The organism is Nonomuraea sp. NPDC049480 (genome assembly GCF_044465905.1).
Classification (GTDB): domain Bacteria; phylum Actinomycetota; class Actinomycetes; order Streptosporangiales; family Streptosporangiaceae; genus Nonomuraea.
Map to the genome: position 1 here is coordinate 20967 of NZ_JBITMD010000007.1, position 12447 is coordinate 33413.

The 12447-nt window shown below is 67.2% G+C and carries 14 protein-coding genes and 1 pseudogene; 7 read left to right on the forward strand and 8 right to left on the reverse strand.

Going from position 1 to position 12447, the window contains the following annotated elements:
• Positions 1 to 129 precede the first annotated feature (129 nt).
• Positions 130 to 672, forward strand: coding sequence for a GNAT family N-acetyltransferase (locus tag ACIBX3_RS21105; protein ID WP_397119392.1), 543 nt, complete (start codon positions 130 to 132; stop codon positions 670 to 672).
• On the opposite strand, the gene ACIBX3_RS21110 is transcribed toward ACIBX3_RS21105, so the two are convergent.
• Positions 673 to 981 carry a hypothetical protein gene (locus tag ACIBX3_RS21110; RefSeq protein WP_397119394.1) on the reverse strand — a complete coding sequence of 103 codons (309 nt, stop codon included), beginning with the start codon at positions 979 to 981 and terminating at the stop codon, positions 673 to 675.
• Complete coding sequence (locus ACIBX3_RS21115) at positions 978 to 1769, reverse strand: alpha/beta hydrolase (protein ID WP_397119396.1); 792 nt, start codon at positions 1767 to 1769, stop codon at positions 978 to 980. The genes ACIBX3_RS21110 and ACIBX3_RS21115 overlap by 4 nt, the downstream gene beginning before the upstream one ends.
• Here ACIBX3_RS21115 and ACIBX3_RS21120 point away from each other — a divergent pair.
• From ACIBX3_RS21120 to ACIBX3_RS21130, 3 genes are all read left to right on the forward strand, one after another.
• Positions 1744 to 2064: a MarR family winged helix-turn-helix transcriptional regulator gene (locus ACIBX3_RS21120; RefSeq protein ID WP_397119398.1), complete on the forward strand. Its 321-nt coding sequence runs from the start codon at positions 1744 to 1746 to the stop codon at positions 2062 to 2064. The genes ACIBX3_RS21115 and ACIBX3_RS21120 overlap by 26 nt on opposite strands.
• Before the next feature lie 329 nt (positions 2065 to 2393).
• A complete protein-coding gene (locus tag ACIBX3_RS21125; RefSeq protein WP_397119400.1) occupies positions 2394 to 2768 on the forward strand; it encodes a YciI family protein in 375 nt (124 codons plus the stop codon).
• Between the two features lie 250 nt (positions 2769 to 3018).
• Positions 3019 to 3240, forward strand: a complete 222-nt coding sequence (locus ACIBX3_RS21130) for a hypothetical protein (protein ID WP_397120260.1) — start codon at positions 3019 to 3021, stop codon at positions 3238 to 3240.
• Between the two features lie 47 nt (positions 3241 to 3287).
• Here the strand turns inward: ACIBX3_RS21130 and ACIBX3_RS21135 are convergent.
• From ACIBX3_RS21135 to ACIBX3_RS21155, 5 genes and pseudogenes are all read right to left on the reverse strand, one after another.
• Positions 3288 to 3371 (reverse strand): annotated as a pseudogene (locus tag ACIBX3_RS21135) (LacI family DNA-binding transcriptional regulator); the annotation flags it as partial.
• Between the two features lie 36 nt (positions 3372 to 3407).
• Positions 3408 to 5126 carry an alpha-glucosidase gene (locus tag ACIBX3_RS21140; RefSeq protein WP_397119402.1) on the reverse strand — a complete coding sequence of 573 codons (1719 nt, stop codon included), beginning with the start codon at positions 5124 to 5126 and terminating at the stop codon, positions 3408 to 3410.
• A 184-nt stretch (positions 5127 to 5310) separates the two neighbouring features.
• On the reverse strand, positions 5311 to 6108 hold the full coding sequence (locus ACIBX3_RS21145; protein WP_397119404.1) for a carbohydrate ABC transporter permease: 798 nt from the start codon (positions 6106 to 6108) through the stop codon (positions 5311 to 5313).
• Between the two features lie 134 nt (positions 6109 to 6242).
• Complete coding sequence (locus ACIBX3_RS21150; protein ID WP_397119406.1) at positions 6243 to 7178, reverse strand: carbohydrate ABC transporter permease; 936 nt, start codon at positions 7176 to 7178, stop codon at positions 6243 to 6245.
• Between the two features lie 78 nt (positions 7179 to 7256).
• On the reverse strand, positions 7257 to 8561 hold the full coding sequence (locus ACIBX3_RS21155; protein WP_397119408.1) for an ABC transporter substrate-binding protein: 1305 nt from the start codon (positions 8559 to 8561) through the stop codon (positions 7257 to 7259).
• 367 nt (positions 8562 to 8928) lie between these two features.
• On the opposite strand from ACIBX3_RS21155, the gene ACIBX3_RS21160 reads away from it, so the two are divergent.
• The gene (locus tag ACIBX3_RS21160) at positions 8929 to 9945 is read left to right on the forward strand and encodes a LacI family DNA-binding transcriptional regulator (RefSeq protein WP_397119410.1); all 1017 of its coding nucleotides are present in this window, start codon (positions 8929 to 8931) and stop codon (positions 9943 to 9945) included.
• A 171-nt stretch (positions 9946 to 10116) separates the two neighbouring features.
• On the opposite strand, the gene ACIBX3_RS21165 is transcribed toward ACIBX3_RS21160, so the two are convergent.
• Complete coding sequence (locus ACIBX3_RS21165; RefSeq protein WP_397119412.1) at positions 10117 to 10284, reverse strand: hypothetical protein; 168 nt, start codon at positions 10282 to 10284, stop codon at positions 10117 to 10119.
• A gap of 200 nt (positions 10285 to 10484) precedes the next feature.
• Between ACIBX3_RS21165 and ACIBX3_RS21170 the strand changes: the two genes are divergently transcribed.
• Together ACIBX3_RS21170 and ACIBX3_RS21175 are read left to right on the forward strand one after the other, a co-directional pair.
• Positions 10485 to 10958: a hypothetical protein gene (locus ACIBX3_RS21170; RefSeq protein WP_397119414.1), complete on the forward strand. Its 474-nt coding sequence runs from the start codon at positions 10485 to 10487 to the stop codon at positions 10956 to 10958.
• Between the two features lie 64 nt (positions 10959 to 11022).
• Positions 11023 to 12027 carry a hypothetical protein gene (locus tag ACIBX3_RS21175; protein WP_397119416.1) on the forward strand — a complete coding sequence of 335 codons (1005 nt, stop codon included), beginning with the start codon at positions 11023 to 11025 and terminating at the stop codon, positions 12025 to 12027.
• The last annotated feature ends 420 nt before the right edge of the window (positions 12028 to 12447 follow it).

Here is a 12447-nt window from a genome sequence, read left to right on the forward strand (position 1 = left end):
CAGGTCGGCCCGCGTGCAGGAAGACCGGCTCGGAGACGCAGGTCCGGTGCGGGCGATCGTCCGGAGCCTGAGCCCCCCGCCGGAGGCGCTTCTTCTTGTTTTGTCCGAGGCGTTTGCCAGGCTGTGGCCATGGTGCACGAGGAGATTCCTGAGTTCCTGCAGATCACCAGCCCTGACGAGATGTCGCCCGATCTGCGACGGGAGTTGATCGAGTGCTGGGTTGCAGTGACCAACGCCGGAGGCGCGGCCGGTTTTCCCTTCCCGCCTGTCAATTTCGATCAGGTGGCTGTAGTCGCTGATCAGATCATTGCCGACCTCGCTCCACAACGCAGTCGATTCCTCCTGGCCTGCGTCGATGGGACGCTCGCTGGGTGGCTGAACGTGCGTCGTGACGTCAACCCGTTGATCGCTCATTGGGGCACGGTCCATCATGTCCAGACACATACCGGCTTCCGGGGCAGGGGCATCGGGGCTGCGCTGATACACCGTCTGCGCCGCCTCGCGCGCGAAGAGATGGGGCTCGAACAGCTCCACCTCGCTGCCCGGGGTGGAGCGGGGCTCGAAGACTTCTATGGGCGGCTGGGCTGGAAAGAGATTGGCCGGTGGCCTGGTGCGCTTCGGCTCGGGCCAGGTGACGATCGCGACGAGATCCTGATGGTGCTTGAGCTCTGACTACGTGCGGCGGTGGTGCGGCGCCGCGCTGCCCCCGCGGGTGCCTGCATGAGAGCCGCGAGCGCGAACGGTGTGGACAAGACGGGAGACGACGGCGGCCGAGGCGTGCCCGGTGCCCTGCACCGCCACCGGGAGCCCGCGGCTGCCCGCGTACGTCACCGCCGCCTGCACATCGGCGGGTCCGACGGCGCCCACCACCAGGTCGGGACGATGCCGGCGGGCGGTCTGGTAACCGGCGCGCTCCTCGTCGTACTCCTCGTACCGGGGAGCGAGCACCGGCCCCATAATCTGCTCGGCCAGCCGATTCACGATTCTTCCTTCCTGCCGCGGAGCCGGGAGGCCATGAACCGGCCGGCCCGCTCCAGTGCCGCTGCCGCCTCGGCCGATTCGTCGTGCTGGAACACGTGTGGTCGGCGCGGAGCCACCTCCAACGTCACCGCGACCTCGTCGGCTCCGGCGCGCCCGGCCAGCCGTACGGCGTCGTCCAGCAGGAGCTCGCTCGAGCCGACCTGGATCAGCAGGGGCGGCAGCCCGGTGAGGTCGGCGAAGACCGGGCTCGCCTCGGGCGCCGACCTGTCACCGCCGGTGACGTACTGATCGAAGTACCACTCGAGATCGGCGGGAGTGAAGATCGGGTCAACCCCGTCCTTGGACCGCATGCTCGCGCCGCTGAGGGTGAGATCGACCGCCGGCGAGAACAGGACCGCCGCCGCCGGCATCGGCAGGCCCGCGTCCCGGGCGCGCATCATGGTGACGACGGCCAGGGCGGCCCCGGCCGAGTCACCCGCGATCACCAGCCGCCGGGGATCGGCGCCGGAGTCCAGCAGCTCGCGGTAGGCCGCCAGGCAGTCATCGGGCGCGGCCGGGAACGAATGCTCCGGCGCCAGCCGGTAGTCGAGCGAGACCGCCCGGCCGTCGAGGTGCCGGAGCAGCGCGACGGTGAGGTGGGCGGTGACACGCGCCGACCCGACCACGAAGCCGCCGCCGTGGAGATACAGCAGCACGTCCTCGCCTGCCGTGCCGTGCGCCTCGATCCGCAGCTCCAGTGCCGGCCGCCCGGGGATCCGGTACGTGCACGGTTCCGTCTTCCGGTTCATCGACGCCGAAGGCTCGCGGCTGACCACGCTTGCCGAACGCTCCGGGCTCACCAAGCAGGCGATCGGCGAACTGGTCGGCGAACTGGAGGATCACGGTTACGTCGAGCGGGTGGCCGACGCGAGCGACCGCCGCGCGAAGATCATCCGGCTCACCGACCATGGCAAGCTGGCCCAGGTCACAGCGGCCCGGATCCTCATGGACATCGAGCAGCGGTGGTCGCGGCATCTCGGCGGGGACCAGGTCACCATGCTGCGGCGCGCCTTGAAAGAGGTCATCGCCCTCGAAAGCGGTTAGCACTCCCGACCGTGCACCCGGAGCACGACAGACAGCCTCGGGTTCAGCAGGGCCTGGTTCGTCGTCGAACAGGCTGCCCGCTCACGCATGGTGAGACCTGCGGGAAGCCGGGGCGCGCGTTGTCTACAGCAGATTAGGCGCGGTGGGACCACTCGTGGCCGGTGGCGGCGGCGATGATCTCCGCGAATAGGGGCGGCATGACACCCGCAGGCGCCGAGCGGCGGAGGCCCCGCGAAAAATCTTTGGCATAGCGTCGGATCCGGGGCGAGTCGTTCGTAGAACAGGTGAGAGGCGGCCGGAGGAAGCCGCCGGGACAAGGGAGTGATGAGATGACGCAGTACTTGATCTCGTTCAATGACGGCGCGATGGACCACATCCCCAGCGAGGACATGCCCGACGTGGGCAAGGCCTCGCACGCGGTGGTCCAGGAGGCCGTGAACGCCGGCGTATGGGTGTTCGGCGCCGGGCTGGAAAGGCAGAGGGCGAGCGTCGTGGCCACGGACGGGATGGTCACTGACGGCCCTTACCCGGAGACCAAGGAGGTCATTGGCGGGTTCGTGGTCGTCGACGTGGCCTCACGCGAAGAGGCGCTGGCGTGGGCTGCCAAGTTCGCCGTCGCTTGCCGCTGCGCGCAAGAGATCCGGCAGCTCATGCCCGACCCCGAACTAGACGCGATGCTCCGCCAGGCTGACAGGCGATCGTGACATCCCGGCGACGTCTGATCGAGGCAGACCTGCCACATTAGAGCAAGACTTGCGTGGCCGCGCTCGACGACGCGGGTCTGCCATCGACCTGAACTGGGAACGCGGGACAGTGAACATCCGCGGAGGACGGGGCGAGGAGGTGGCGCCGAGAGTGACGGACATCCGGCTCCCGTTCTCACGGAGGTAATCACTGTTTGAGGAAATCCGCGCGTTCGTCTGTAAGGCGACCTGCGTCAGCAGGAACCCTTGGATGAGTCCGGCCCGGACCAGCCGGCGCAGCTCGTCCATGTCGTCTTGCCCGGTCGTCCAGAGCACGACGTGGAAGCTTCGCGCCCGGGCGGCGTCGGTGGCGGCCAGGACGTACTCCATGTCGGATCCGACGATCGCCCGGGGCTGGGAGGGAAAGACGTTCGCGATGATGCGGCTGCGCCCTCCGGCCAGGGCGCCGGCCATGGCGGCGTTGGGTGTGTAGCCGAGCTGCTTCATCGTGGCGAGTACCTTGCGGCGCGTCTCCGGCCGAATTGTGCGTGTCCCGGTGAGAACGTGCGAGACAGTGCCGGTGGAGACGCCGGCGAGGCGTGCAAGGTCAGCTCTGGTGACCATGAGTGAGGTGTCCTGGAGGTCGCGGGCCGGACCGACTCAACTGCCTGCTACGACGACGCGGCGGTAGACGACGACCTCCCAGGGGCGTAGGCGGAAGGGGCTCGGGGGCTGGCCGGCGTCAGGGTAGTTGGTGAGGAGGGTGTCGGCGTGTGCCCACGGGGTGGGATCAAGGGCGGGTGCGACGTGGTCCCGGGACAGGTTGGCCAGGACGAGGAGCTCGGTGCTGTCGAGGCGGCGGGTGAATGCCCAGACCTGTTCGTCTTGAGGGAGCAGGAGGGTGTAGTCACCGTCGACGACGACAGACTCGGTGTGGCGAAGGGCGATGAGCCGGCGGTGGAAATGGAAGACCGAGTCGGGGTCCTTCCGCTGGTCAGCGGCATTGATTTCGGTGTGGTTGGGGTTGACGGGTAGCCACGGGGTGCCGGTGGTGAAGCCGGTGTGTCGGCCGTTGGTCCATTGGACGGGTGTTCGGGCGTTGTCGCGGCTTCGGCTGCGCAGTGCGTCGAGCACGTCGTCCGGGTCGGCGCCGCTGGCGACGGCGTGGCGGTAGTGGTTGAGGGACTCGATGTCGCGGAAGTCGTCGATGTGGCTGAACGGCACGTTGGTCATGCCGAGTTCTTCGCCCTGGTAGATGTACGGGGTGCCGCGGTGCAGGTGCAGGACGGCGGCGAGAAGCTTCGCGGACCGTTCGCGGTATTCCGGATCGTCGTCACCGAAACGGGAGACGGCTCGTGGCTGGTCGTGGTTGTCCCAGTAGAGGCTGTTCCAGCCGTCGCCGAGTCCGTTCTGCCAGCGCGCGAAGGACGCCTTGAGTTCGCGCAGGTCAAGCTGGCGACGGTCCCATTTGGTCTGGCCGCAGTCGAGTGTGACGTGCTCGAACTGGAACACCATGTCGAGTTCTCGGCGTGCCGGATCGGTGAGCAACCGGCCTTCCTCATGACTGATCCCGGGAGTCTCCCCGACGGTGAGCAGCTGTGCCGGATGGCGGGCGAACACCGAGTCGTGCATCTCGCGGAGGAATTCGTGCAGCCGTGGACCGCAGATGAAGTGCGGGCGGCCATCGGCGAGCAGCCCTTGGGCCGCTCCGGCCGTACCCGGCTGGCCGTCGGGGAGGGACGGGTCCTTGGAGATCATGTTGATGACGTCCATCCGGAACCCGTCGACCCCGCGGGCGAGCCACCACCGCATCACGTCGTGGACTGCGGCACGGACCTCGGGGTTCTCCCAGTTGAGGTCGGGCTGTTTGCGGGTGAACAGGTGCAGGTAGTACTCCCCCGTGGCCTCGTCGAACTCCCAAGCGGGGCCGCCGAAGTACGACACCCAGTTCGTGGGCTCCGCGCCGGGTGTCCCCGGCGTCATGCCAGGCCGAGGCGGCCGCCACCAGTACCAGTCCCGCTGCGGGGAGTCACGGGACGCGCGGGACTCGGCGAACCATGGGTGTTCGTCACTGGTGTGGTTGACGACCAGGTCCATGACGAGCCGGATCCCGTTGCGGTGCAGGGTCTCGACAAGGGTGTCGAAGTCGTCGAGGGTGCCGAAGACCGGGTCGATGTCCTGGTAGTTGCTGATGTCGTACCCGTTGTCGTCGTGCGGTGAGGGGTAGACGGGAGACAGCCAGACCACGTCCACGCCGAGTTCGGTCAGGTGGTCGATGTGCTCGACGATCCCGCGCAGGTCGCCCACGCCGTCCCCGTTGGAGTCGGCGAAGCTGCGCGGGTAGATCTGGTAGACGATGGCGTTACGCCACCACGTCATGTGGACACCTCGTTGATCATGTGAGTGGTTGGGTTGGATCCCGTCGCCGTCTCCGTCCGCGGAAGTCCGCAGGCAGATCTGGGCACACCACGCCGTTGCCCGGCAGGCGCCGACCGGCGCCTGCCGGAGGCAGCCTGACCTGCCGCACGGCTCCCGGCTTCCGGGGGTCAATCGGGTCGTCGGCTCACTTGACGGCTCCGGCGACGGTGCCGCGGGTGAGAGTCCGCTGGAAGATCAGGAAGAACGCCACCGCCGGCAGGATGCCCATCAGGGAGGCCGCGGCCAGGCTGGTCGGCGAACTCGTGTACTGGCCCTGAAGGCTTCCCAGGGCCACGGAGGCCGTCTGGTTGTCGTTGGAGACGAGCATGATCAGTGGCAGGAAGAAGTCGTTCCAGGTCCAGATGAAGAAGAACGTCGTCAGGACCGTCAACGTCGGCCAGATGACGGGGACGACCACGTGGCGCAGCACCTGCCAGCGGCCGGCCCCGTCGATTCGCGACGCCTCCAGGATCTCCGACGGGAAGGCGGACAGCACCGATGCGACCAGGTAGGTACCGAACGCGCTCGACATCACCGCGCTGATGATGATCACGACAAGCTTGGTGTCGTACAGCCCGACGCCCTTGGCCAGGTAGTAGAGGGGGTAGATGAGTGCCTCTTGCGGGATCGTGGTGGCCAGGAGCAGGAGCAGGAGCACAGATTTGCGCCCCTTGATCCTGCCGACGCCGAGCGCATAGGCGTTGAGCACGCTGATCAAGGTTCCGAGGACCGCGACGGCGCCGCTGATCAGAATGCTGTTGAGGAGTTTGTTCGTGTAGTCGACGTTCTGCCAGAAGTCCTTGATCGCGCTGAGGTCGAACGAGTTCGGCAGGGCCAGCGGCCCGCGGGCCGTGTAGTCCTCAACTGTCTTGATCGCATTGATCGCGGCGATGGCGAACGGGAAGAGGGTGCCCAGCATGGCGAGGCCGAGAAGGGCCAACACGATCCAGCGGGTGATTCCGCGACGGTGCCTGGATTCGGACCCCGCCGGATGGGCGGCGGAACCGGGCCGGAGCCTGCGTCGAGTGGGTCGTGCGACAGTGGCGGTCGTGTCCACCTGCGTGGTGAGGCTCATGCCTACTGCACCCCTCCGGCTTTGGACTGGATCTTGATGAAGGCCGCGGTCAGGACGATGACGACCACGGTCAGGGCGGTGGCGATCGCCGCCCCGTACCCGACCTGGAGGGTGCCGAAGAAGTTCGAGTAGGAGTAGTAGGAGGGCACGTTGGTCGCGTCCCCCGGCCCACCCTTGGTCAGCACGTAGACGGGCCCGAATACCTTCAAGGCGGCGATCGTCGTGGTGAGCAGGACCACGAAGACCTCGGGTTGCATCTGGGGAATGGTGATGTGGCGAAAGCGCGTGAGCCAGGACGCGCCGTCCAGCTCGGCGGCCTCGTGCAGCTGCGGCTCGATCCGGCCCATGCCGGCCATGAAGATGACCAGCCCATATCCGAGCTGCATCCATACCAGGACCACCATGACGGACGGCATCGCCCAAGCGGTGTCGCCCAGCCAGTTCGGCGGATCGGCGATCCCGAGCTGCTGCAGAACCGTGTTGAGCGCACCGTAGGGGGTCAGGATCCAGCTCCAGACGACTCCCGCCACGGCGATGGGCAGGACCTGGGGCAGGTAGAAGCCGGCCCGCAGGGTGCTGGAGACGCGCTGCCCGAAGCGGGGTTCGATGTAGTCGAACAGCACTGCGGCCAGGATGAGGCTCAGCCCGGTCGGCACGATCGCCATCGCGACGATGAACCAGATGCTGTGCGCGAAGGCCGACCAGAACATCTCGTCGGTGACGAGACGCTGGTAGTTGTCGAGGCCGACGAAGCTAGGTGCCCCGATACCGGACCAGTCCGTGAAGCTGATGGCCACGTTCATCACGAACGGCACCAGAACGACGATGGCGAACCCGATCACACCCGGGGCCAGGTAGCGCAGGTAGCCCTTGCGGGCGGCCAGGGACATCGGCGACACCGGAGGTGTCGCGCGATCGACGGCGGTAGAGACGGTCATGGCGGTCCTCCTTGGGAGGTGCTGAGGCGGGGGCGGACGGGGACCGCGACCGGAAGGCGGTCCCCGTCGGCGCGGACGTCAGCGGACGGTGGACTGCACCTGGTCGTACGGTGTCTTGAGCTGCGCCATGAACTGCGCCGGGGTCTGGCTGCCGCCGACCAGCGTCTGGGTGTTCGAGAAGATCACCTGATAGAAGTTCGGCACCGGCCAGTCGCCGTAGAGGCCGAGGCCGTCGGAGGCGGCCAGCTTGGAGAAGGTCTCGTTCACCAGCTTGCCGGTCGCGTCGCTGACCGCGGCGGGGTCCGCGGCGACCGCGACGCCACCCGCGTTGGCCATCAGGTTCTGGCGCTTCTTGTCCATCGTCAGGTTGATGAAGTCGTAGGCCAGGTCCTTGTTGTCAGCCTTGCTCGGGACGACCCAGATGTTTCCGCCGGAGCCCGCGCTGATCCCCGAACCGGGCATCAGGAACTGACCCCACTCAAATGCCTTGATCTTCTCCTTGAAGTCGCTGACCATCCATGTGCCGGCGTAGGTGATCGGAGCCTTGCCGTTGCGGAACAGATCCCAGGCGTCTTCGGCCTTCAGGCCCGTCGACTTCTTGTCGATGTAGCCCTTCGCGGTCCAGTCGGCCAGCGTCTGGGCGGCCTGGGTGAGTGGGCTGTTCGCACTCGTGTCCAGCGGCGCCGAGAGCCCGAAGTACCCGTTCAACCAGTTCCGGTCGGCCTTGGCGGCGGCGAGCCCCCACAGCAGGTGCTGCGCCGGGTAGTCCCCAGCGCTCTCCGCCAGCGGCGTGATCCCCTGAGACTTGAACTTCTCGAACGCGGCGACGAGCTCGTCCATGGTCGTCGGCACGCTCACGCCGTTCTTGGCGAACATGTCCTTGTTGTAGTAGAAGCTGACGTACTCGCCGTACGAGGGGATCCCGTACACCTTCCCCGGGCCCATGAGTCCCCGGCTGTCGTAGCTGCCCACCGTGAGGGCGGTGCCGGCGGTTTTGTCCCAGCCCTTCTTGGAGGCCTCGGCGGTGAGGTCCGTGAGCAGGCCCTTGGCGGCGACGGCGCCGGCGGTGGCGTTGCCCTTGTTGTACTCCAGCAGGTCCGGGACGTCGTTGGAGTTCAGGATCATCGCGCCGGCGTCCTGGATCTGCTGCCAGACCTTCCGCTCGAACTTGACTTTGACGTCCGGGTGGGCCGCCTGGAAGTCCTTGAGCGCGTCCTGCCAGGCGCTCTCCTGAGGATTGCCGGCGTCCTCGTACCACCACACCGTGAAGGTCTTGCTGTCGCCGCTTCCCGCGTCGTTACCGCCCGAGCCGCAAGCGCTCAGCGCAAGCGTCACAGCGGCCGCGAGGGCGAGAGTACGGCACGACCGAACTCTCATGATCATGTCAGTCCTCCTCCGGACAGCTGCGAGCGGCCACCCGCGCAGGCAGCGATCGAAACTCCGTCTAAACGATTCGACTATACGTTTCGACTAGACGTTTCGATTGAAACTAGGCAGGTCAGGCCCCAGTGTCAACAGGGCCGTAATCTGCCGTTACCTCTTCGTTACTTTGGGTTGCGGCTCCTGCGGACGGCCGGCGTTCGGCCGCCAGGGCTTACTTCCGGGATTGCCGGATCGGCGCTGCTACAGTTATCGAAACGATTGGACTGCGCCGCGGTCCGACTCCGCGGCCACCCGGCGACATCGGACGCGATCTCCGATATGCGCCCAGGCACGCAGGCACAAGGGGGCGTGGACAGACGTGAAAACGATGGCAGACGTTGCCCGACGAGCAGGGGTGTCCGTCAGCACCGTGTCCTACGCCATCAACGGCACGCGCCCGATCTCTGCCGAGACCCGGGCGCGCATCGAGGCGGCGATGGCCGAGTTGCGATACACGCCCAACGCCCTGGCCCGCGGGCTTCGCGGCCGTGGGAGCAAGATCATCGCCCTGGTGTTCCCCAGCCGGGGTCGGGGGATCGACATCAGCAGCCTCGGGTACATCCTCGGCGCCTCCGACCATGCCCAGTCGATGGACTACCACCTGCTGCTGTGGACCACGGAGACCGACTCCCTCGCTGCACTGCGCACCCTGGTTGGGCAGGGGTTGCTCGACGGTGTGCTGCTGATGGAGGTCCAGATGGACGACCCCCGGATCGCCGTGCTCACAGACGCCGACATCCCCTTCGCGATGATCGGCCGGACCGAGCAGACCATCGAAACGGACTGGGTCGACACCGATTTCGACCAGTGCGTACACGTCGCCCTGGAGCATCTGGCCGCCCTGGGGCATCAGCACGTCGCGCTCGTCAACCAGGCCGCGCCGGTCCTCGAGACCGGGTTGGGAGCCGCGATCCGGATCCAGGAGGCCGCGCAGCGCACAGCCACGGAGATGGGTCTCGACCTGGTGACCGTTGCCTGCGAATCCACTGCAGCCGCCGGAAGTTCCTTGATCAGCCGTCTGCTCGACCAGGACCACCGGCTCACCGGAGTCCTCGCCTTCAATGAACAAGCCGCCCCCGGAGTCATGGCCGGCGCTCTCGCTCGCGGGTTGCGTGTCCCGGATGACCTGTCCATCGTCGCCATCGCCATGTCCGAGCAGGCTGCACTGATGTCCGCGCCTGCCATGACCACGGTCAGCGCGGACGAACGCGAGATGGGTCGCCTCGGCGTCGAACTGCTCATCAGCCGTCTTGAAGGTGAGTCCGGCCCCCGCACCCAGAAGCTGTTCCAGGGAACGCTGCACGCTACAGGGACAAGCGGTCCCGCACGCTCTCGAACCGTCTGAGCTCCAACGGCCAGGCGCCTTGCGCTACTCCGCACAATCCAACTCTTGATCTTTCCGGTCACAGCACTCGCTGCGTCAATGCCCTTCTCCACTCAGAGGGCGGTGCGCGAGTTGATGTCCCTTTGATCGCTTGCTGCATGAGGAGGGCTGGTCAAAGGGCTCGTTGCCGGGCTATGGATGCGGCTGGGCGAACGATCCCGGCTCGCCCTCCGCGAGGATGCCCCGGCTGACCAGGCCTTTGAGTTTGGCGCGGGTGTTCTCGACGTTCTTACGCGCCAGGGGCAGGTCCAGGGCCAGGCAGAGGTCGCGCGCTCGTGTGGGCCGGCCGGTGTTGGTCATGAGGGTGAGAATCTGCTGGTACGCGGGGTGGTCGGGGACCACGGGAGCCGGCGGCGGGGGTGCTGGATCGGGGCCTTCCGCCCAGCCCAGGACCCCTTCGCCTTCTGGTCACGCGCATAGTGGACATACCCCCGATATACCGCACATCCCTAGATTGGCCCCTTGTCCGGCTATCGAATCACCCCAGACGAGAGGGCATCATGCGAGTGACAGGCATCCTGCAAAAGACCGCGATCTTCGGAGCTCTGGGGGTGGCTTTGTCGATCATCCCCACGGCCGGGGTCTCGGCCTCGGCGACCTCCGCCTCGGGGCAGCGGGAGCTCAATGACAGCTGCGTGGAGTGGGACGACTACGAAGGGCAGGTCAGGGTCTTCTACACGCCTAACGGCTACGCTGACGTTGTCGACGAGATCAAGTACTGGCTGGGCGCCGAGAACAACAGGGACCTTGGCAAGAAGAGCAACGTGAGATTGAGGATCCGCGAGTCCCTGGCCGATCGGCCCGACAAGACGCTGTGGGAGTGGAATTCCGGAGACAACGTCAAGCCGGGCTGGCACAAAGAGAAGACCTGGCGGCAGGTGGATTACAAGAAGAGGTGGCACGTCGACGCCAAGTTCGTCTTCGATGTCGGCGGCATCGACCCGAAGTGCACCGCCACCACCGGTAAGGCCTGACGCCACGTGACGGGTGCGCCGCGGGCGGCGCGGCACACCCTCTCTCCCGGGAGCAGAATCTGTGATGTCCCGAGCCGTGCTCGCCCTGCTGGTGTTCCTGACCGGCTGCAGCGCCGCGACCGCTCAGCCGGAGCCCGACGCGCGGCCGCCGGCGATCGTGGCCGTGTCCGCGGAGGGTGTCGTGGTGGCCGACAACCGTGCGGAGGCGTTCTACGGTCTGGACCGGTCGGGCAGGGAGCTTTGGCGAGACCCCGCCGCGTACGCCGGGGGCGCCGACGTGATCTGCCAGGCACGCTGTCCCGATCCGGTGTTCTCCGGCTCGGCGGAGGCAGCGGACCCCGAGCCACGTTCCCTCTCGGGCGTGTTCGCGCCATCTGACGCCCGGATCAAGCGAGTGCTGACAGCACGTGATGCCTCGGACGCCGTGATCGTCGAGAGCGACGGCACGGAAGAGGGCAGCCTGCGCTTGATCCGTCCCTCAGGCAAGGACGTGCGCATCCCACTGAACGGCGCCTTTTCCTGGGCGGAGGACGCGTCCAGGACGACCGCGGTCGCGACCTCCGGCAAGCAGGCGCTGTGGTTCCGGCACGACCGGCGGGGTTGGCGCGAGGTGGCCAGCGACACGCTCGCCGAACCGGTCAGGTCGCTCTGCGCATCGGGCGCCACCGCGGTGGTCAAGGGGGAACGCGCCTATGTGCTGACCGGCTCGGGCAAGCCGGTACCGATCACCACGAGCCTCCCGGTCGTCGCCGGATGCGCCGCCGGGACGCAGGGCCTCGTCGTGTACGCCTACTGGCGCGACGGAGGCAGCAGGCGGTTCACCGGCATCAGCGGCGTCGACTCCCTCGGCAAGCAGACGTGGTCACGCGAGATAGCCGACGAGGCGCAGATCCGCGCCCATCCGTCCGGCACAACCTTCGTGATCACGTACGGCGGTGCGGCCGAGGTGATCGACCTGGTCGGCCGTACGGTGGCCAGACACTCGGGCACCGCCTCGGCCGCCTACACCGCGGACGGCGAGCTGGCCCTCCTGACCACCGAAGGAAAGCTGCGCTGGCTGGCCAATTAGGCGGTCGCGCGCGAAACTCGTGGCGACGTCGACGGTCATCCCGCGACAATGGCCGACTGGGCATGGATGTGCTGGGATGGCCGGACGAGTGAGCGCAAGACGTACGCCGGCGACTGGTCCGGAAATCGGTCAGTCACCGGGGCATGCGGCAGCGAACCCCGGCGTACGACGGTGCCTCGGGGTTGACGATTCGCTCGGGTGCCAGGCGGCTGGTTCGACGCGTCGGGAGAGATGCCGCGAGCGTGCTTTATTGCCGTGCCTGCGTCGCCCCAGGATGATGGACACGCCGATCCGGTACGTCACCACGTGCCCAGCAGATAGGACCAGCTTGGGTGCCTGCCGGGACGCCTCGGCGGCCTCCTGCACCCGCTGCCCCATCGCCCGGGGCAGGCGGGACCCGTCAAGGGCGGCTGTGACCGT